This is a genomic window from Candidatus Saccharibacteria bacterium, assembly GCA_016432585.1.
Taxonomy (GTDB): Bacteria; Patescibacteriota; Saccharimonadia; order Saccharimonadales; family Saccharimonadaceae.
In genome coordinates, this window is the sequence record CP066696.1 from 390,656 (window position 1) to 409,612 (window position 18,957).

Genomic DNA, 18,957 nt, shown 5'->3' on the forward strand with positions numbered 1-18,957 from the left:
AAACAGCCTATGCAAAAAACAGAGTTTCACTCGGCGACAGTTATGCCGTATGTTATCGGATTTTTATCCGCTATTACCTTGACACTACTGGCCTATTTTATTGTCACCATGGAGCTTCTTTCGGGAAATATGGCAGCGTGGGTGATTATGGGGCTCGCCGCGGTGCAGCTGATGGTGCAGTTAGTGTTCTTTTTGCACCTCGGGCGTGATAAGAAATCGCGATGGAACGTTGCATCGTTCTACTTTATGTTGATCGTTCTTCTTATCATCGTTATTGGCTCGTTGTGGATTATGGAAAACCTCAACTACAACATGATGACGCCCGACCAGATGAACGAACATATGCTCAAAGAAAGTAGTAAAGGATTTTAGCAATGTCTACCATAAAAACGTATTATTCACTTACGAAGCCAGGAGTTTTATATGGTAATGCCATAACAGCGGCCGCAGGATACTTGCTTGCCAGTCGAGGGGTGATAGAGTGGTGGCTTTTCTTGGCGCTTTGTGTTGGGTCAACATTGGTCATTGCCTCGGCGTGTGTGCTCAATAACTACCTCGATCAGGATATCGATAAAGTTATGGCACGGACAAAAAAGCGCGCGATTGTTAGTGGGGAAGTCTCGGGCCGCAATGCGGTTATTTTTTCAATCGTACTTGGCATACTTGGGCTTGCGATTTTAATTGCCTATACGAATCCGCTTGTAGTAGCAATTGGGGTAATTGGGTTTGTTGATTATGTGGTGCTGTACGGCATGCTTTCGAAGCGACTTTCTGTTCACGGTACGCTAGTGGGTAGTATATCGGGTGCGATGCCTATTTTAGCGGGATATTGTGCTGCAACTGGCGCGATCGATGTCGGTGCGTTTATTGTTTTTGCAATTTTGTTTTTGTGGCAAATGCCCGAATTTTATTCGATTGCGATTTATCGACGAAAGGAATACCAAAAAGCTGGCGTTCCTGTGATATCTGTTATGAATGGTGTTGAGAGTACGAAGCATCAAATCATTGCGTACACTGTTATGTTTGTTGTTGCAAGTTTGCTACTGGCTATTCTTGGTTATGCTGGTTCGACGTATCTTATCGTTATGGCGGCGCTAGGTGGGTATTGGATTGGCCTTGCGTTTCAGGGCCTTAAGGCAAAACATGCCGACGAGTGGGCCAGGAGAATGTTCCATTTCTCGCTAGTGATCTTATTGGTATTTTGCGGGTTAATCTCTGTGGACGCCTGGTTGCCATAAGTGGTATACTTTCAATTATGATACTTATAACACATATCGTTATAGCTCTCGCGAGCATCGGCCTTGCGACATTTGCTTTTATTTCACCTTCTGTGCGAAGTCTTAGGGGTGCGTACATTTCGGCCGCACTAACACTTACGAGCGGCATATATCTTGTTGTATCTGCACCTGCGCATATGGTTCAGGCATGTATTTCAGGCGTGATTTATTTGAGCATAGTGACAGTTGCAATTATGGCGGCTCGCAGTAAATTGGCTGCGCGCGCGTCGAGCAGTCACTATAGCTAATGTCAGAATAAGGAGCCATACCACATGAATATTACAATTGTTGGCGGTGGGTTTGGCGGCGTTAAGGCGGCTTTAGAGTTGTCGAAAAATCGCAAAAACACAATAACGCTCATAACAGATAAACCGGATTTTCAGTATTATCCCGCGCTGTATAGCGCAGCAACAGGCTATAGCCATCTTGAATCGTGGGTGCCGCTAGGCGAGATTTTTGCTGGCAAAATGAATATTCACGTTCATATTGATACGGTCGTGGCGATCGACCCAGCTAAGAAAAATGTCACTGGCAAGTCGGGGCAAATATACGATTACGATAAATGTATTATGGCGCTGGGTGTTGTAACGACGTACTTTGGCATAAAAGGGCTCGACACGTATTCGTATGGAATAAAATCAGCAGATGAAATTAAGCGCCTAAAACACCGTATCTATACTGATATTGCCGAACATCATACGCTCGATAAGCATTATGTTGTTATTGGGGCCGGTCCTACGGGTGTTGAGCTTGCTGGAGCGCTGGGCACTTATTTGAAGCAACTTTGTCATAGATATGGCGTAAAAGACAGAGCTATGCGCGTGACGTTGATTGAAGCGGCGCCTAGGGTGCTGCCGCGCATGTCCGAGAGGACGAGCCAAAAAGTTACTGAGCGCCTAAAGAGGCTCGGGGTGAACGTGCTTGTGGGAACGACCGTTAAGGCCGAAGACGACGACGAGATTTTTATTGGCAATAAATCGATAAAAAGTCATACGGTAATATGGACATCGGGTGTTATGAACCACCCATTCTACAAGGAAAATAGTGACCATTTTAAGCTTGCGCCCAATGGCCGCGTAGAAGTAAACCAGCACATGCTTGCTGCTAAAGATGTTTACGTGATTGGTGATAACGCGGCAACACCGTACACGGGACTGGCGCAAACTGCCCTGCATGATGCGATTTTTGTTGCACGAAATATCTTGCGCCAACAAAAGAAACGCAAGCCAAAAGAATATCACGCAGTAAAACCTCCTGTTGTTGTGCCCGTTGGTGAGGGCTGGGCGGCGTTTGAGTGGAAGTTTATATTTTTGTATGGACGTTTGGGGTCGCTACTACGTCGTGCGGCAGATTTTGTTGGCTATTCGGATATCTTGCCAATTGGCCAGGCGCTTGGCGTGTGGCATGCCACGACAATCAAGGAAGATGATTATTTTACACCATCTAGCCCCGACAGTTCAGCCTCGAAATAGATGTGACGATTTGATATACTATAACAAGTAAATAGTGAGGGAAAGAAAAACTTATGGCCACACCGAAAAGTCAGCGTATCGGTATTTGGATTATTGCTATCGTGATGATGATTGGAACGCTCGGATCGTTTGCTGTTATGGTATTGCAGTCTAAGAACGCGCAAACCGACCAAGCAGCGCAAAACAAGCTTTACGAAGAATACCAAAAACAAATGGAAGCCGAAGAAAAGCGTACGAAGGAACTTTCCGACAAATATTACGCTACATTTAAGGCATACAAAAACTCACCAGCAGTATTCGACAAAGAATCTGTTGGCGATAATGTTATTACCAAAGACCTGAAAAAGGGTACGGGAGCGGTAATTACTAAGGATACAAAATACGAAGCCTACTATATTGGGTGGAATCCTCGTGGTAAGTCGTTTGACAGTTCGTTTGAAGGCGAGTCGCTTAAGGCGCCATTTGACACCAGTGTCCTTAGTCCTATCAAGGGGTGGACCGACGGAGTTATTGGTATGAAAGTCGGCGGCGTGCGTCAGCTTACGATTCCATCGGATCTTGCATACGGCGAAACAGGAAGCGGCGATGATATCCCGCCAAACACGCCAATCAAGTTTATTGTTATGATTGTTAACACAAAGTAAAAAGAAGGATACTATGAGCGGAAAAATACGAGACGTTGTTATGATCGGGGCTGGCCCAAGTGCGCTTGCTGCCGCTGTTTATACGACGCGAGAGGATATCGACACGGTACTGTATGAAAAAGGCGTTATTGGCGGCCTAGCGGCAATAACCGATCAAGTCGATAACTACCCTGGTTTTCCAGATGGCGTTCCTGGCCTTGAGTTGGCAGATCGCCTGCAAAAGCAAGCCGAGCGTTTTGGCGCCGAAATTGAATTCGGTGAGGTATCTTCGATCCGCGATAATGGCGCTACTAAAATTGTCGTTGTTGACGGTGAAGAGGTAGAGGCAAAGACAGTGCTTATTGCAACCGGAAGCGACTACAGTAAGATTGGCGTTCCTGGCGAGCAGGAGTATTATGGCCGCGGCGTTCACTACTGTGCAACATGCGACGGAGCCTTCTACCGTGACAAACGACTTGTTGTTGTAGGCGGGGGCAACTCTGGATTTCAAGAGGCGATCTTCCTTACTCGCTTTGCGTCGCATATTGATTTGCTCGTACGCAGCACGGTAAAAGCAAGCGAAATTCTGCAGCATGACATGCAGAAATACGTCGATGAAGGCAAGGTGACAATTCACTTGCAGACGGAAACGAAAGAGATCGTTGCAACGGACAATAAAATTACCGAAGTAAAAGCTGTCAAAAATGGCGAGCCAATCTCGTTTGCAACCGACGGTGTGTTTGTCTTTGTCGGTTTAAAGCCAAATACGCAGTTTCTTGAGGGGAGCGGTATCGAGTGTGACGAGCAGGGGCTTATTAAAACCGACAGCCACTTATCGACGAATATACCCGGTATTTATGCCAGTGGTGATGTTCGAAGTGGGGCAACAATGCAGGTTGCCAGCGCTGTTGGCGAGGGCGCGACAGCCGCGCTTTCGATACGCGAATACCTAGATGAACAAAAACGCGCCGCTTAGTCGGCGTGTTTTTTTACTTCGCTTAAAATACGATCAGGGCGATCAGTAACAATACCGTCGATACCTTGCTGCGTTAAAAGCAATGCAGTATGTGGTCGGTTGATGGTATAGGCGTAAGTAAACAGGCGAGCGCGTTTTGCGATTTCAACGGCAAGACGGTTGATATACAGACGGTGGAACCCTACTGCCGAAAGCCGTAATTTGCGGTGATACGCAATAAAAATAAATGGGTTTTCGCTATGAAGCAGGCTAAGGTTAGCGTGGGTGCTTACCTCGCGGATGGTGCTGAGTTCGCTACCGCGAAACGACGAGAAGAGAATATTATTCCAGTCTGAGGCGCGCTTTGCGTAGTTGGCTTTAATTAGCTCGGCAACAACCTTGCCCGTACCGCGGCCCTTAACTTCGATATTTAAAAGAATCTTGCCGAAAAACTCATTTAAGACGTCGGCAAGTGGAACGATCGGCTGCTTTTGTGTGCGCTCTAAAAGCTCACTTAGTGTATGGCGAGAAATGATTGAGGTGTCGTGATGGGTTCGAAGAGTGTGAAAGTCATGTACTAATACCGGGATTTTATCCTTGGTGAGGCGAACATCAAACTCTAAAATATCAGCATCGGCCTCTACGCCAGCCCGAAGCGCTTCGAGGCTGTTTTCTGGGGCCAAGCCGCCCGCACCACGGTGTCCAATGATTAACATAATTGCTCTCATTATACCAAATTTGCTACAATAGAAGTAGTTAAATAACGGAGGCATATATGGCTGATTTTAATAAAATTCTAACTCCTGGCGATGTTGATGGCGGCGTTATCAACGTTGTTGTTGAAATTCCGACCGGCAGCTCTCATAAAATTGAATGGAACCGCGAGCTTGCTGTGATGCAGCTTGACCGCGTAGAGCCTGCGATTTTTGCAAAGCCAACCAACTACGGCTTTATTCCACAAACGCTCGACGAAGATGGCGACGAGCTAGACGTTCTGCTTATTACGAACGAGCCGCTGCCAACGGGCATCTTTTTGGAAGCGAAAGTTATCGGTGTTATGAAGTTTTCTGATGATGGCGAAGTAGACGACAAGATTGTAGCGGTACCTGCAGATGACCGTAATACTGGCAACGCGATTAACTCGCTGAGCGACTTGCCTGCGCAGCTTATCAAGCAGATCGAATTTCACTTTAATCACTACAAAGACCTTAAAAAACCAGGGACAACAACTGTTCAAAGCTGGGGTGACGTAGAAGAAGCAAAGAGCGTTATTCACGAATCTATCGAACGCTGGAACAACCAGTAGAAGCCGATTGAAGCAAAAATAACCCGCATAGTAGCGGGTTATTTTTTTCGACGCTGGGCTTTTTGACGAATAATGTTGGCAGCGCCTGTGAGTGTTTCTATGACGTCACGTTTTTTAAGTTGTGAGCGTAGCTTTTCGCGAGCGTGCCCTGTCTTTACGAGATCGAGCCACGCCTGTTTTGGTGATGAAAGTTTGCGGGTGACAACTTCGACCACGTCGCCGTTTTGCAGCGGTTTATCGAAAGGATGGATATTGCCGTTAACACGGAAGCTGTAGGCGTGGGTACCAATGTCGCTGTGCACGAGAAATGCAAAATCGAGAGGCAATGCGCCTTCGGGAAGGTTGTAGATGTCGCCCTTCGGTGAGTAAACGAAAATGCGGTTGCCGAATAGGTCAATATTTAGCTGATCGCGCGAAATCTCGGCGCCAGAACGCAGGCGAGCAGAGATTTCTTGTAGCTGCGTAATCCATTGAAGATGCGCCGGTAGATTCGAGGAAGTTTCTCGTTTTTTAACATAATCTTTTGATGATTTTTGTTCATGATAATGAAAACTTGCCGCAAGACCCCGCTCGGCATAGTCGTGCATTGCAATGGTGCGAATTTGAAACTCTACGATCTGCTTGCTTGGGGTAATAACTGTAGTATGGAGGCTTTGATAGCCGTTGGGTTTAGGAACGGCAATGTAATCCTTGATTCGCGCAATCATAGGCTGGTAAAGCGCGTGAAGAATGCCAAGCACTTTGTAGCAATCGTCTTTATTGTCAACGATAACCCGAAGCGCCATTAGATCGTAGATATCATCGATATTGCCATCGACTTTGGCGAGCTTTTTGTGGAGACTGTAGATACTTTTAACCCGCCCGTTAACTTCGCCTTGAATTTTTTGCTTTTTCAGCTCGGCCTCTACTTCGGAGCGAACGGCCCCGAGTTTTCGCGTGCTTTTGCCAAGACGCTTGCGCATGATATTTTGCAAGCGTCGGTACTCTGCAGGATCGAGGTAGCTATAGGCAAGCTCCTCGATTTGCATGCGCACACGTCCCATTCCCAAGCGGTCGGCCATTGGCGCGAATACATCGAGGCTTTCGCGTGCTATTTTGGTTTGCTTTTCGGACGGCATGTATTGAAGTGTCGAAAGATTATGAAGACGGTCTGCTAGTTTAATAATGATAACGCGCACGTCCTGCCCAACGGCAATCAGAAGCTTTGACAGGTTGTCTTTTGTCTGCGGAAGATAATTATCGAGATTGCGCATTCCAGCCCGGGCCTGCGAGACCTTTGTGACACCATCGACCAAAAATGCGACGTCACGACCAAATAGATTCTCGATTGTTTCTAGCGTGGCGTCGGTGTCTTCGACGGTATCGTGAAGTACGCCGGCAAGCACGGTATCAATATCCATACCCCAATCAACCAGCGTATCCGCAACAGAAAGAGGGTGAATAATATACGGTTCGCCACTTTTACGCTTTTGCCCTGCATGTGCTTTAGTTGCAAAGTCGATAGCATGATCGAGCTCGAGAAGATCGTTCTCGTCGTAGTGTGGAGTGGCGTGGGCTAGTAGGTCGCGCTTTTTCATGTAGTACTAGTATAATCTACTCTTGTAAAATAAAGAACAACCCTTGTAGGCGACCACTTTACAAAGGAATATGTTTTACAACTGATTACAAACCGGTATATAATACAATCAAAGTGCTTAAGCTATTTATTTTTAAGGAGTGGGGTTTTCATGAGTCAGGTTACTATCGCGATTAACGGGTTCGGCCGTATTGGGCGCAACGCCTTTAAAATTGCCTATGAACGAAGCGACGTCAAGATTGTCGCAATAAACGATCTTACCGACACGAAAACGTTGGCGCATCTTTTAAAGCACGACTCGTCGTATGGAACATACCAGCATGATGTTGGCTACGATGACACAGGGATTACCGTTAATGGCGAGCATATTGCGGTATTAGCCGAAAAAGATCCAGCAAAACTGCCGTGGGCAAGTATGGCAGTAGATGTTGTTATAGAGAGTACCGGTAGATTTACCGAACCGGCACAGGCGCGCATGCATATTGACCAAGCGGGCGCGAAACGTGTCGTTATTAGCGCCCCTGCAAAGGGTGAAGGATCGGATGCTATTGTACTTGGTGTTAACGAGGATGCGATTGGTCAAGAAGGCGCAAGCGATGTTATTAGCAATGCAAGCTGTACGACCAACTGTATTGCGCCAGTAATGGCAGTGCTTGAAAGCCATTTTGGTATCGAAAAAGCCATGATGACGACGGTGCATAGCTACACGGCCGACCAGCAGCTGCAAGACGCGCCACATAAAGACCTCCGCCGAGCGCGTGCTGCTGCCGAAAATATTGTACCAACAAGTACGGGTGCCAGTGCCGCAGCTGGGTTGGTTTTGCCAGCAGTTGCAGGAATATTTGGGGGGCTTAGTCTTCGTGTTCCGACGCCTGTCGTAAGTCTTAGTGATTTTGTCGTTGTGACAAAACGTGATGTTACGGTAGAAGAAGTAAACGCGGCGTTTAAAAAAGCAGCCGACCAGCCATTTTATCAGGGTATTCTTGAGGTCACCGAAGAAGAGCTGGTAAGTAGCGACTTTAAGGGCAATAGCCATAGTGCAATCGTTGACCTTCCGCTTACGAACGTTGTTGGTGGAAACCTTGTTAAGGTAGTGGCTTGGTACGACAACGAGTGGGGTTATAGCAACCGTCTGGTTGAGCTTGTTGCCGACGCTGGTCGCGCAATTCATAAATAAGCAGTGCAAGGCGCCCTGGCGAAATGGCCGGGGTGCTTTTGTTTTAGGGCAAAAGTGCTTATACTTGTAGTATGAAGATATACTTGGGTGCGGATCATCAGGGTTTTGCCATGAAAGAGCAGGTGTTTGCCTACTTGGCAAAGCGCGGCCACGACGTTGAAGATGTTGGGGATAGGGAATTTAAGCCAGACGATGACTTTCCAGAGTTTGCGCAAATGGCGGCATTGAAAGTGCTTGGCGATGAAGACAAAGATCCACGGGCGATTCTTATTTGTGGTGGCGGTCAAGGCATGTGTATGGCAGCCAACCGTTTTCGCGGTATCCGCGCAAGCGTGATTTGGGATGCCTACGAAGCTAAAATGACGCGTAACGACAATGACAGCAATGTTCTCTGTTTGCCAGCACGTATTCTTGAAAAAGACGAACAAGAGTGGCAGGACATTATTGATACATGGCTAACAACGCCTTTCGCCTCGGCGCCCCGATACAAACGACGTAATATGCAAATTGACGAGCTGTAATTATGAGTGTTATTTCTCCTGCTATCTTGGCTGAATCTGCCGATAACTATAAAGAACAAGTAGAGCATGTTCATGGCTTTGCCGAGCGTGTTCATATCGATATTAGCGATGGTGAATTTGCCCCTACATTTACAATTGGTGCCGCCCAGGTGTGGTGGCCACAAGAGTGGACGGTAGATATTCATGCTATGGTGGCGCGCCCAAGCGAGCACCTAGAAACGCTTATCAGCCTTAAGCCGCACATGATTATCTTTCATGCCGAGGTTGAAGAAAATATTATTCCAGTTTTGCAGCATGTAAAGAAATTCGGTATAAAAGCAGGGCTTGCGCTTCTTCGTTCAACCGTTCCCGCAACGGTGGCCGACGCAATAAAAGAAGCCGACCATATTATGATCTTTAGCGGCGAGCTGGGAAAATACGGCGGCACGGCGAGCCTTATGCAACTAGAGAAGGTGCGCCTTATAAAAGGCATTAACCCGTCGGCGGAAATTGGCTGGGACGGTGGAGTGAATGTTGAGAATGTTTACAGTTTGTCGCAAGGCGGAATTGACGTATTAAATGTTGGCGGAGTGTTAGCTCACGCACAGAATCCGCAAGATGTTTATGCTACACTGGTCAACGAAATTAATAAACATGGGGTGATTTAGGGTGGTAGAACAGTTATCAATGAAACAACTAGAGCATAAGGCGATGATCGTTCGTGAAAACATCGTGCAAATGCTCGAGGCGGCGGGTAGTGGACACAGTGCGGGGCCACTTGATCTTGCGGATCTCGTAACGGCACTTTACTTCAATATTATGAATATCGACCCCGAAAAGCCCGAGTGGTCCGAGCGCGATGTGTTCTTTTTGAGTAACGGCCACACTGTTCCAGTGCAGTATGCTGTTATGGCTGAGCGTGGATACTTTCCGGTTAAGGAGCTAAAGACGCTACGTAAACTTGGGAGCCGTCTTCAGGGGCATCCGGAGCGAACAAAGCTACCTGGTCTCGAAAACACCAGCGGTCCTTTAGGGAGCGGCTTATCGCAAGCGGCAGGGTACGCGTATAGTTTGCAGTATCTCGATAACGCGAAACACCGATGGGTGTATGTTGTTACTGGCGATGGCGAGCTCGATGAAGGCAATATATGGGAAGCGGCTATGTTCGCCGGCAAGTACAAATTGTCTCAGTTGATTGTATTCGTTGACCGCAATAATATCCAGATTGATGGTCCGACCGATGAAATCATGCCACTCGAAGATCTTCGTGGGAAGTGGGAGAGTTTTGGCTGGCACGTTCAAGAAATCAACGGCCACAATATGGAAAGTATCATAGATGCAGCGGGGATGGCGCGTGCTATTACGAACCGACCAAGCGTTATTATTACACACACGATTCCAGGAAAAGGTGTTGATTTTATGGAGTACGACTATAAATGGCATGGCGTGCCGCCTAACCACGAGCAGGCAAAAGAGGCGATGAAAAAACTCCGAACGCTTGACGGAAAAATTACCTCGGGAGATATAGAATAATGAACTATCCTTTGCGTCCGAATATATTCGATGAAGATGTTGAAAAAGAGCCGATTCGCGTTGGTTTTGGCCGTGGCCTCAAGGTTGCTGGCGAAAAAAATCCACTCATTGTGGCGCTTTGCGCCGACCTTACCGATAGCACTAAAATGTCAACATTTGTTGAGGCTTTTCCTGAAAGATTTATTCAGGTTGGTATTGCCGAACAAAACCTCGTAACGGTTGCCAGCGGTCTTGCACGAGCAGGCAAAGTACCGTTTACAAGCAGCTATGCTGCATTTAGTCCTGGTCGTAACTGGGAGCAAATCCGCACGACTATTGCACTTAACGATCAGCCCGTAAAGATTATTGGCTCGCATGCCGGTATTAGCGTTGGTCCAGATGGTGCCACGCACCAAATGCTCGAGGATATCGCTTTGATGCGTGTGCTGCCTAATATGGTCGTTATAGCCCCGGGCGACAGTGTAGAGGCCGAAAAAGCAACGATTGCTTTAGCAGAAAACGGTAAGCCAACGTATCTACGTTTGGCCCGTGAGAAAACGCCGATATTCAGCACAGACGAGTCACCTTTTGAGATTGGTAAGGCTTACGTGCTACGCGAGGGGAACGACATTAGTCTTTTGGGAACTGGTGCAATGACCTATGAACTTTTGGTAGCCGCTAAAATGCTGGAAGCCGAAGGCATTAGTGCCGAGGTGGTGCATGTTCCAACGATTAAACCACTCGATGACGAAACGATACTTAAGAGTGTGCGAAAAACAGGTCGCGTGCTGACGGCAGAGGAAGCGCAGCGCAAGGGCGGCTTTGGTGGTGCGGTGGCAGAATTACTGAGCGAAGAGCTTCCAACCCCGTTGTACCGCGTTGGCATGAAAGATAGATTTGGCGAGAGTGGCGAACCGCAGCAATTAATGGAGCATTTCGGTCTGGATCACGCAACTATTGCAAAAGAAGTAAAAGAGTTCGTTGGCCATACGCCAAAATACCACCAAGGTTTCTAAAGGAGGAATGATGGGCTTAACTATTAAAGAAATCAGAGAACGGACGGTGCGAGCGCGACATTTAATGCAGCGTAGCCGCAGCCAAGGGTTTGCGGTCGGCGCCTTTAATATCGACAACCAAGAAACGCTTATTGCCGTATGTAAGGCTGCGCAAAAGTTGCAGTCGCCAGTACTCGTAGAGGTAAGCCAAGGCGAAGTAGATGCAATCGGCCTCGATAATATTCGTGATCTTGTTGACAATTACCGCGACGAATACGGAATCGAGATGTATATCAACCTCGATCATAGCCCTAGTGTCGAAAGCTGCAAACGCGCAATCGACGCAGGTTTCGAGTTTATCCATATTGATATCTCGCAGGCGAATCACGACGCGCCGCTTGAAGAGATTATCGAAAAGACAAAGGAAGTCGTTGAGTACGCTAAATTCACGGGTGCGCTCGTAGAGGCAGAAGAGCGCTACTTCATGGGGTCATCGAATGTCCATAAAGAAACAATCGATTACGAAGAGGTAAAGAAGTACAATACGACTCCAGCTGAGGCAAAAGACTTTGTCGACAAAACAGGGATTGATACGATTGCTGTTCAAATCGGAAACCTCCACGGGCTATACCCTGTGCCGAAAAAGCTTGATCTTGAGCTTTTGCAAGAAATTCGAAATGAAATTACTTGCCAAATAAGCTTGCATGGTGGAAGCGGCACGCCCTTGAATTATTTTGAAGAGGCGGCAAAAATTGGTGTTAGTAAAATTAATATCAACAGCGATATGCGCTACACTTTCCGCAAAACACTCGAAAAAGTGCTAGCAGATAATCCAGATGAATATGCCGTAGTAAAGTTGATGCCCGAAGTATACGAAGCCGTTCAAAAAGTTGTAGAAGAAAAAATCAATGCTTTCGGAAGCGTCGGCAAAGCAATCCTATAGGCGGTGTTTTTAAAAGCATAAGCACAAGTGGTATACTGACAGATATATGAGCACAAAACCAACAATTCTCGCCATTGGTAAGGCGTCGCAAGACGTCTTTTTAACCAGTAGCAAAGATTTTCAACCCTACAAATACAAAGGCGTCGAGTACGAGCAACTTCCTTTGGGCAAAAAACTTCATGTCGATGACGTTTACTTTTCGTCGGGTGGGAATGCAACAAATGCCGCGGCTACATTTGCCAGGCAAGGGCTTCACAGTAAGTATATGTGGGTGCTGGGTAACGACATTTCAAGCCAGGCAATTCTTGCGACACTCGACGAAGAGGATATTGATACTTCCTCGGTTGTTCAAGATGCACACTACAAGGCAAGCTATTCAACGATTCTTTTAGCGCCAACAGGCGAACGAACGGTACTTAATTACATGGGTAGTTCTATCGAGAAGTTTAGGAATGCCTTCGACTTACAGGCAATCGATTCGGCTGACTGGCTCTATGTTTCGTCGGTTAATGACATGCATTTGATAGAAGAAATTGTGACGCGCGCCGAGAAAGCTGGCGTTAAGATTATGATGAACCCTTCGGGCAAAGAGCTCGAAGAGCCTCGCAAGCTAAAGCCGCTTCTTGAGGATATCGAAGTTATTTCATTAAACAAAGAAGAAGCTCAAGAGCTGGTGGCTGGCGAAACACTCGAAGAGCTAGCGAGGCATCTGACGCATTATTGCCCTGTGGTTCTTGTTTCCGACGGTCCTAACGGTGTCGTTGCTACCGATTCAAAAACGATCATCCGCGCTGGTATGTACGAAGATGTAAAGGTTGTTGACCGCCTTGGTGCGGGTGACGCATTTAGCTCGGGATTCCTTAGTCAGTGGTCTAGGGGTAAATCACTAAAAGAATCGATTATATTTGCAAGTGCCAACTCGACATCTGTCGTAACGAAAATTGGTGCAAAAACAGGTATTCTGCACCGTGGAGCAAAACTCCATGAAATGCCACTTCACGAAAAGCCGTTTTAGTCCTTAGTCATAAGCGTGATATACTAGCTATCAGATAGAAGTAGGGGAAAACAGATATGGCGAAATTTCTACGAGACCTGTTAGATGCCGAGGAGCCGGTTTTTTCGGTTGCGATAAGACAGCTCGAACAGGCAAGCGGGCGATTAGGCGCGGACGCTCGTCTTATTGGTGAAATTACGCAAAAAACGCACAACGCCATGCGCCTTCTGAATTTAGACCCCGCAATTACTACAGGGCGCGAATTCTATCAGGCACTTCTGGCGCGAATCCACACGGACAACGAACGTCTTACGAAGCTGATTGGCGCCACCGACAGCAGCGATGTTGCGCAGCTTGTTCCCCTTATGATTGATGTTGCAGATAAAGTAGACTTCAACCGTAAGGTGTTTGTTGTTAAACATGACAAAGCAAAAGAACTTCTGCGCGCTCACCCGCCGGTTAAGCTAATGGAGCGACTCGGCTATCATTCGATCGATGACATGTTCGCGGGCGAGGATTTCGACGAGCTATATACTGCACTTCGTTTTTCGGAGGGTGCTGATTGGTTGAACGACTTTAACGAGCTGTTTAAGACAGTAACACCAGACGATTACGAGGAACGTAATATTCGTATTTTGGCGATGGATCACGACAAATATGTTGATCTCGCCGAGCAATTCACGCAGAAGAAACTTCACAACGTTACTCACACGAAAGAGCTGGGAGTTATTGTGGTTGTGCCACTGCGCGAAACCCACTCAAAAGGTCTCATGCTCAAAACCCTGCCGCTTCTTCTTCACTATCTTAACGAGGTAAAATTGTACTCGACGTTCTTTAAGCTTAAAGCGCAGCACCCTGGCTTTGGAGAGACGGTAGTTAATACACTTATTGCCGACCCAGGAACAGCCAGTCAGATGGCTGGTCGCTACGTGCACTGGCGGGTTATTCAGCGTTACTATGGCAAGTTGAAAGACGAAGCGCACAAAGAAATGTTTGAGCCGCATGTTCACCCCGAGGATCTTCATTGGCGCCGTGCCGAAGAATTGCTTTACCAGATCGATCCTGAAATGAAGTTTTGGCAAGATAACGATTATGTTGGTTTGTTGTTCGACGACAAACCGGTTACATTGAACTTTGTCGACATGGCGCTAAGTTATGCTAACGGATTATCTTACGAGGATCGATTGGTGTATCACTTCCGCGAAAGTCTATGGAACGAGATTTTTATCTGCTACATGCGCTACCCAGTTCTTGAACAGCAGATATTACAAGAGCTCGACAATGACATGGTTGCGCCTGAATTACTGGAAGGAGATGGGAAAATTATATGAGATACCAAATTTGTGTTTCGGGGGCGGCAAGTGGTGACACTGTTCATACGTCGCATCAGCTAGCATACGAGCTAGGACGGGCAATCGCCGAGCAAGGAAAAACACTCCTCACTGGTGCAACGGTAGGGTTACCTCACTACGCGGCAATGGGCTTTATGAGTGTTCCTGATGCGAAGGGTGTTTCTGTGGGATTTTCACCGGCGACATCGTTTCGCGAGCACGTCTCGACCTATCGTTTGCCAACCAAGGAGTTTGACTACATAAACTTTACGGGCATGGAATACGTAGGGCGTGATGTTCACTTGGTTCGCAGTAGCGACGGCATTATTACGGTTGGCGGCCGCATGGGGAGCTTGCACGAGCTTTCAACCGCGCTAGAGAGCCGCAAGGTATGTGGCATCTTACTTGGTAGTGGCGGTCTTGCCGACTATACTAAAACGCTGCTACAACATATCGAAGCACCTGGCGCAAAGGAAGTCATTTTTGATACCGATCCTGATCGGCTAGTGAAAAAAGTGGTCGAAGCACTTGATAAGAAATATGCCGATTTTGTTCATGACGGCACCGACAGTCAGGTAACCGACAAAAGGGCGGGAAGAGGATAATATGAAAAAGGAATCTCAAAAAGGAAGCGCACACGCAATTATTATTGCAGTATTGTTTGTTGCTCTTATGGCGACGCTTGGTGTCGTGTTCTATCAAAACTTTATCGCTAAAAAGGACACCGATACTAAACCACAGGACACATCTTCAAATACCGATGTGCTACAAACCGCCCAGGTGGCGTATGCAAGCAGTATTTACGAACTGGATCACCCGAATGAATGGACCGCAACTTCCGAAAAGGTAAAAAGCGGCTCACTCGATGGCAATAAGCTTGTCGTTGTAAATAAAGACGGCACCGTTCGCGTTACGGTAGAGATCTCAAACCGCACAAGAACTGACGCCTGCAACACGGCAGATGAGCTGAAACTGAGCTACTACGACGTTCACGAAACGGCGGTTAAAAACTTGGCTCCCTCGACGCTCTTCCTTGTCGAATCGATCTCTGATGCAACTGACGGTGGCTATACATACAAGATTGGCCTGACGCCAGACGGTGGCGATACGCACACATCTATTGGAACATCTCACTGTACGGTGCAGCATGTCGGTGAAGTATCGAACGTTATCAAAAGCGGGGCAAAAATCACACAACCGGCAATCACGGCGACGATCGACTTTCCCTTGCTACTTGCTGTAAACGAGACAAAAGTAAAGAGTATGCAGCCCGTAAAAGATCTTATCGCAACAGGCGATTACAAAGCTGCCGTGGCAATTATAGAGTCGGCTCGCAAGAAGTAGTATACTTGTAGGGATGAATCAGCGTTTTCAGCTACAAACGAAATATCAGCCAACGGGCGACCAGCCAACCGCAATCAAACAATTGATAGACGGGCTTAATGCTGGCGAGCGTGAGCAAACGCTTTTGGGCGTCACTGGGTCTGGTAAAACGTTCACCATGGCGAATATTATTCAGGATCGCCAAGTGCCAACGCTTGTGCTTGCGCATAACAAAACTTTGGCTGCGCAGCTATATAGCGAATTTAAATCATTCTTTCCAAATAACGAAGTCCACTACTTTGTAAGTTATTTCGATTACTACCAGCCAGAAGCGTACATAAGCAGTAGCGACACCTATATCGAAAAAGACAGTAAAATCAACGACGAGATTGACCGCTTGCGCCATGCAGCAACAACGGCATTAATTACGCGCCGCGATACGATTATTGTTGCCAGTGTCAGCTGTATTTACGGTATCGGTTCGCCAGACGATTACGCAGAAATGTCACTGACTATTACAAAAGGCGAGCGCCGACAGCAAGATAAGTTTGTGCGGCTTCTTACGGATATCCAGTACCAGCGCAATGATATAGATTTTCACCGTGGAACATTCCGTGTAAAGGGCGATGTTGTTGATGTTTTTCCTGCGGGTAGCGACCTTGCGTACCGTATTGAGTTTTTTGGCGATGAAGTTGATCGCATTACGCAAATCGATCCACTGACAGGTGAAATTCTTGCCGAGCCCGATAGCTGCAAGATTTTCCCGAGCAGTCACTATGTAACGCCTAAGCAAAAGCTCGAGCATGCCATAGAGGGTATACGCAAAGAGTTCGAGGAACGCGTTGAGTGGTTTGAAAAGCACGACAAGCTACTAGAAGCGCAGCGCCTGACACAGCGCACAAAATACGATCTTGAGATGCTTGAAGAGACAGGTTTTGTAAAGGGAATCGAGAACTATTCGAGGTATCTTACTAACCGCGAGCCTGGGCAGCAGCCAGCAACGCTTCTCGACTATTTCCCAGATGATTTTTTGCTTCTTGTCGATGAAAGTCACCAAAGCTTGCCACAGGTTCGTGGTATGTACAACGGCGACCGTGCCCGCAAAGAAGTGCTGGTAGAGCATGGCTTTAGGCTGCCAAGCGCTATGGATAACCGACCGCTCAAGTTTGAGGAGTTCGACCAGCATATCAATCAAACGATTTACGTTTCAGCAACGCCAAGCGACTACGAACTGTCGCATACGCCGCCGCCAGCCCAGCAGATAATCCGCCCAACAGGACTTCTTGATCCAGAAATTATTATTCGCCCAACCGAGGGCCAGATTGATGATTTGATTGCCGAGATTAACGATCGAATTAGCAAAGGCCAGCGAGTACTTGTCACAACGCTGACGAAGCGAATGGCCGAGGATCTATCAACGTACCTCCTAGAGATTGGCATAAAAACATCGTATATCCATAGCGATGTCGACACGCTTGAACGCGGTGATATTTTGCGTGACCTGCGCATGGGTGTCTTTGATGTGCTGGTGGGTATCAACCTTCTTCGCGAGGGTTTGGATCTTCCCGAAGTAAGTCTTGTTGCAATTATGGACGCCGACAAAGAAGGATTTTTGCGTAGTGAAAGCGCACTTATGCAAACGATTGGACGTGCTGCACGCCACCAAGAAGGCAAGGTTCTTATGTATGCAGATAAGATTACGCGCTCTATGCAGGCGGCGATCGACGAAACGACGCGTCGTCGCAGTATTCAAGAGGCGTACAATGCCGAACACGGTATTACGCCAACAAGCATTGCCAAAGAAATCGACGAAGGATTGCGCGCGCTTATTCCGGACAAAGATAAAGGTAAGGTTCCCAAACTTGACCTTAAAAAGATTCCAAAAGACGAATACAAGTCGCTTATTAAAGAACTATCCGGCCAAATGGAGCTTGCGAGCGCTAACCTAGAGTTCGAAAAAGCAGCCGAACTTCGTGATCTTATTGTTAGTATAAAAGAGAAGATGTAGTGTCGCTGAAGATTGCGTCGTGGAACGTTGAAAGCAGATTGCGCGGCTACGTTAAGGCGGGTCGTGGATCAGCGGCTGGAATTGTTGCATCGATCGCAAAACTCGACGCAGATATCATTGTTCTTCCCGAGGCATATCTTACAACTACCGCCGACACTGTTGACTCGCAGTTACGAGCTATGGGGTACGAGATGCACGATATCGCCTATGGAAGTGACGATCGTGATTGGTCGCAGGAATACATGGGCGAGATGCCGTATTTACGCGTTCTTAGCCGCGTTCCTATTTCAAATGTTCAAAAAAGCACATGGGCGAACGCGCGTAATCTTTTAACATTTACCGCTAAAGACCCAGCTACAAATAAAACAGCTTTATTTTTGGCAACTCATCTCGATGATCGCAGCGAAGCCCTTCGCAACCAACAGATTGATGACATAGTGCCGTATATTAAAAAAGCAAAGCTGCCGACAGTAATGTTGGGCGATTTTAACGCGATGTGGGCGACGCCTCGCGCCAAAGTGCTGGGGTCGCGGGCTGTGCGATTTATCGCTCGTAGTGTGCCTCATGCGCGAATTCGGGACATAGCAACGCGGCTTACGGATATGGCCACTGGAAGTATCTTGAAACGCCTAGAGACAGAGGTGGGGCTACGAGATGTCGATAGTAAAAAGCGGCCTACAACAACGCCAAAAATGCGCGAAATACCTTTTATGCCAAGTATTCGGTTGGTGCAAATTGACCATATCCTTGTTTCGCCAACGATCGAAGTTAAAGATCACACGATTTATCCCGATGGAGGCTCTGATCATAGAGCCATATCAGCTGAAATAACGATAAAATAGTACGATATAACAGGGGTAATGCATGATCGAACGCTTGCATTTTTATCCCTCTTGTGCTACAGTAGATAACATTGCATTCGATGAATGTCGAGCCTCTTTCAAAGATGAGCGCCCTACGAAACT

21 protein-coding genes are annotated in these 18,957 nt (G+C 47.2%); 19 read left to right on the plus strand and 2 right to left on the minus strand.

The window, feature by feature from the left end; genetic code table 11:
• Window positions 1–9: 9 nt before the first annotated feature.
• From cyoD to HZB75_02100, 6 genes are read left to right on the plus strand one after another with little or no spacing between them, the layout of a single operon-like run.
• Window positions 10–372 (plus strand): cytochrome o ubiquinol oxidase subunit IV, encoded by a 363-nt coding sequence (gene cyoD / locus HZB75_02075; GenBank protein ID QQG51271.1) that lies wholly within the window; start codon window positions 10–12, stop codon window positions 370–372.
• Window positions 373–374: 2 nt separating this feature from the next.
• Window positions 375–1,238, plus strand: coding sequence for a protoheme IX farnesyltransferase (gene cyoE / locus HZB75_02080; GenBank protein QQG51272.1), 864 nt, complete (start codon window positions 375–377; stop codon window positions 1,236–1,238).
• Window positions 1,239–1,255: 17 nt separating this feature from the next.
• Window positions 1,256–1,525: a hypothetical protein gene (locus HZB75_02085; GenBank protein ID QQG51273.1), complete on the plus strand. Its 270-nt coding sequence runs from the start codon at window positions 1,256–1,258 to the stop codon at window positions 1,523–1,525.
• Between the two features lie 24 nt (window positions 1,526–1,549).
• The gene (locus HZB75_02090; GenBank protein ID QQG51274.1) at window positions 1,550–2,749 is read left to right on the plus strand and encodes an FAD-dependent oxidoreductase; all 1,200 of its coding nucleotides are present in this window, start codon (window positions 1,550–1,552) and stop codon (window positions 2,747–2,749) included.
• Between the two features lie 53 nt (window positions 2,750–2,802).
• Entirely contained in the window at window positions 2,803–3,393 is a 591-nt protein-coding gene (locus HZB75_02095) for an FKBP-type peptidyl-prolyl cis-trans isomerase (protein QQG51275.1), read from the plus strand.
• Between the two features lie 13 nt (window positions 3,394–3,406).
• A complete protein-coding gene (locus tag HZB75_02100; protein ID QQG51276.1) occupies window positions 3,407–4,348 on the plus strand; it encodes an FAD-dependent oxidoreductase in 942 nt (313 codons plus the stop codon).
• Here the strand turns inward: HZB75_02100 and HZB75_02105 are convergent.
• Complete coding sequence (locus HZB75_02105; protein ID QQG51277.1) at window positions 4,345–5,043, minus strand: glycerophosphodiester phosphodiesterase; 699 nt, start codon at window positions 5,041–5,043, stop codon at window positions 4,345–4,347. The genes HZB75_02100 and HZB75_02105 overlap by 4 nt on opposite strands.
• A 59-nt stretch (window positions 5,044–5,102) precedes the next feature.
• Between HZB75_02105 and HZB75_02110 the strand changes: the two genes are divergently transcribed.
• Window positions 5,103–5,633: an inorganic diphosphatase gene (locus HZB75_02110; GenBank protein QQG51278.1), complete on the plus strand. Its 531-nt coding sequence runs from the start codon at window positions 5,103–5,105 to the stop codon at window positions 5,631–5,633.
• 38 nt (window positions 5,634–5,671) lie between these two features.
• Here HZB75_02110 and HZB75_02115 read toward each other — a convergent pair whose 3' ends face one another.
• Window positions 5,672–7,210, minus strand: coding sequence for a bifunctional (p)ppGpp synthetase/guanosine-3',5'-bis(diphosphate) 3'-pyrophosphohydrolase (locus HZB75_02115; protein ID QQG51279.1), 1,539 nt, complete (start codon window positions 7,208–7,210; stop codon window positions 5,672–5,674).
• A gap of 150 nt (window positions 7,211–7,360) precedes the next feature.
• Between HZB75_02115 and gap the strand changes: the two genes are divergently transcribed.
• The 12 genes from gap to HZB75_02175 all read left to right on the plus strand — a co-directional run bounded on the left by gap (window position 7,361) and on the right by HZB75_02175 (window position 18,834).
• A complete protein-coding gene (gene gap, locus HZB75_02120) occupies window positions 7,361–8,386 on the plus strand; it encodes a type I glyceraldehyde-3-phosphate dehydrogenase (GenBank protein QQG51280.1) in 1,026 nt (341 codons plus the stop codon).
• A 71-nt stretch (window positions 8,387–8,457) separates the two neighbouring features.
• Window positions 8,458–8,907: an RpiB/LacA/LacB family sugar-phosphate isomerase gene (locus HZB75_02125; GenBank protein QQG51281.1), complete on the plus strand. Its 450-nt coding sequence runs from the start codon at window positions 8,458–8,460 to the stop codon at window positions 8,905–8,907.
• 2 nt (window positions 8,908–8,909) lie between these two features.
• The gene (locus HZB75_02130) at window positions 8,910–9,554 is read left to right on the plus strand and encodes a hypothetical protein (protein QQG51282.1); all 645 of its coding nucleotides are present in this window, start codon (window positions 8,910–8,912) and stop codon (window positions 9,552–9,554) included.
• 1 nt (window position 9,555) lies between these two features.
• A complete protein-coding gene (locus tag HZB75_02135; protein ID QQG51283.1) occupies window positions 9,556–10,419 on the plus strand; it encodes a transketolase in 864 nt (287 codons plus the stop codon).
• Window positions 10,419–11,414, plus strand: a complete 996-nt coding sequence (locus HZB75_02140) for a transketolase family protein (protein QQG51284.1) — start codon at window positions 10,419–10,421, stop codon at window positions 11,412–11,414. The genes HZB75_02135 and HZB75_02140 overlap by 1 nt, the downstream gene beginning before the upstream one ends.
• A gap of 10 nt (window positions 11,415–11,424) precedes the next feature.
• Window positions 11,425–12,336 carry a class II fructose-bisphosphate aldolase gene (locus tag HZB75_02145; GenBank protein ID QQG51285.1) on the plus strand — a complete coding sequence of 304 codons (912 nt, stop codon included), beginning with the start codon at window positions 11,425–11,427 and terminating at the stop codon, window positions 12,334–12,336.
• Window positions 12,337–12,382: 46 nt separating this feature from the next.
• Complete coding sequence (locus HZB75_02150; protein ID QQG51286.1) at window positions 12,383–13,351, plus strand: carbohydrate kinase family protein; 969 nt, start codon at window positions 12,383–12,385, stop codon at window positions 13,349–13,351.
• A 56-nt stretch (window positions 13,352–13,407) separates the two neighbouring features.
• Entirely contained in the window at window positions 13,408–14,661 is a 1,254-nt protein-coding gene (locus HZB75_02155; GenBank protein QQG51287.1) for a hypothetical protein, read from the plus strand.
• Window positions 14,658–15,266 carry a hypothetical protein gene (locus HZB75_02160; GenBank protein QQG51288.1) on the plus strand — a complete coding sequence of 203 codons (609 nt, stop codon included), beginning with the start codon at window positions 14,658–14,660 and terminating at the stop codon, window positions 15,264–15,266. Before HZB75_02155 ends, HZB75_02160 begins: the two co-directional genes overlap by 4 nt.
• A gap of 1 nt (window position 15,267) precedes the next feature.
• Entirely contained in the window at window positions 15,268–16,005 is a 738-nt protein-coding gene (locus tag HZB75_02165; protein QQG51289.1) for a hypothetical protein, read from the plus strand.
• A 13-nt stretch (window positions 16,006–16,018) separates the two neighbouring features.
• The gene (uvrB, locus tag HZB75_02170; GenBank protein QQG51290.1) at window positions 16,019–17,992 is read left to right on the plus strand and encodes an excinuclease ABC subunit UvrB; all 1,974 of its coding nucleotides are present in this window, start codon (window positions 16,019–16,021) and stop codon (window positions 17,990–17,992) included.
• The gene (locus HZB75_02175) at window positions 17,992–18,834 is read left to right on the plus strand and encodes an endonuclease/exonuclease/phosphatase family protein (GenBank protein QQG51291.1); all 843 of its coding nucleotides are present in this window, start codon (window positions 17,992–17,994) and stop codon (window positions 18,832–18,834) included. The genes uvrB and HZB75_02175 overlap by 1 nt, the downstream gene beginning before the upstream one ends.
• Window positions 18,835–18,957 lie beyond the last annotated feature (123 nt).

What these genes read in the sequence shown, in the direction of transcription:
- cyoD (QQG51271.1), top strand. Translation starts at nt 10, where the DNA reads ATGCAAAAAACAGAGTTTCACTCGGCGACAGTTATGCCGTATGTTATC.
- cyoE (QQG51272.1), top strand. Translation starts at nt 375, where the DNA reads ATGTCTACCATAAAAACGTATTATTCACTTACGAAGCCAGGAGTTTTA.
- HZB75_02085 (QQG51273.1), top strand. Translation starts at nt 1,256, where the DNA reads ATGATACTTATAACACATATCGTTATAGCTCTCGCGAGCATCGGCCTT.
- HZB75_02090 (QQG51274.1), top strand. Translation starts at nt 1,550, where the DNA reads ATGAATATTACAATTGTTGGCGGTGGGTTTGGCGGCGTTAAGGCGGCT.
- HZB75_02095 (QQG51275.1), top strand. Translation starts at nt 2,803, where the DNA reads ATGGCCACACCGAAAAGTCAGCGTATCGGTATTTGGATTATTGCTATC.
- HZB75_02100 (QQG51276.1), top strand. Translation starts at nt 3,407, where the DNA reads ATGAGCGGAAAAATACGAGACGTTGTTATGATCGGGGCTGGCCCAAGT.
- HZB75_02105 (QQG51277.1), bottom strand. Translation starts at nt 5,043, where the DNA reads ATGTTAATCATTGGACACCGTGGTGCGGGCGGCTTGGCCCCAGAAAAC.
- HZB75_02110 (QQG51278.1), top strand. Translation starts at nt 5,103, where the DNA reads ATGGCTGATTTTAATAAAATTCTAACTCCTGGCGATGTTGATGGCGGC.
- HZB75_02115 (QQG51279.1), bottom strand. Translation starts at nt 7,210, where the DNA reads ATGAAAAAGCGCGACCTACTAGCCCACGCCACTCCACACTACGACGAG.
- gap (QQG51280.1), top strand. Translation starts at nt 7,361, where the DNA reads ATGAGTCAGGTTACTATCGCGATTAACGGGTTCGGCCGTATTGGGCGC.
- HZB75_02125 (QQG51281.1), top strand. Translation starts at nt 8,458, where the DNA reads ATGAAGATATACTTGGGTGCGGATCATCAGGGTTTTGCCATGAAAGAG.
- HZB75_02130 (QQG51282.1), top strand. Translation starts at nt 8,910, where the DNA reads ATGAGTGTTATTTCTCCTGCTATCTTGGCTGAATCTGCCGATAACTAT.
- HZB75_02140 (QQG51284.1), top strand. Translation starts at nt 10,419, where the DNA reads ATGAACTATCCTTTGCGTCCGAATATATTCGATGAAGATGTTGAAAAA.
- HZB75_02145 (QQG51285.1), top strand. Translation starts at nt 11,425, where the DNA reads ATGGGCTTAACTATTAAAGAAATCAGAGAACGGACGGTGCGAGCGCGA.
- HZB75_02150 (QQG51286.1), top strand. Translation starts at nt 12,383, where the DNA reads ATGAGCACAAAACCAACAATTCTCGCCATTGGTAAGGCGTCGCAAGAC.
- HZB75_02155 (QQG51287.1), top strand. Translation starts at nt 13,408, where the DNA reads ATGGCGAAATTTCTACGAGACCTGTTAGATGCCGAGGAGCCGGTTTTT.
- HZB75_02160 (QQG51288.1), top strand. Translation starts at nt 14,658, where the DNA reads ATGAGATACCAAATTTGTGTTTCGGGGGCGGCAAGTGGTGACACTGTT.
- HZB75_02165 (QQG51289.1), top strand. Translation starts at nt 15,268, where the DNA reads ATGAAAAAGGAATCTCAAAAAGGAAGCGCACACGCAATTATTATTGCA.
- uvrB (QQG51290.1), top strand. Translation starts at nt 16,019, where the DNA reads ATGAATCAGCGTTTTCAGCTACAAACGAAATATCAGCCAACGGGCGAC.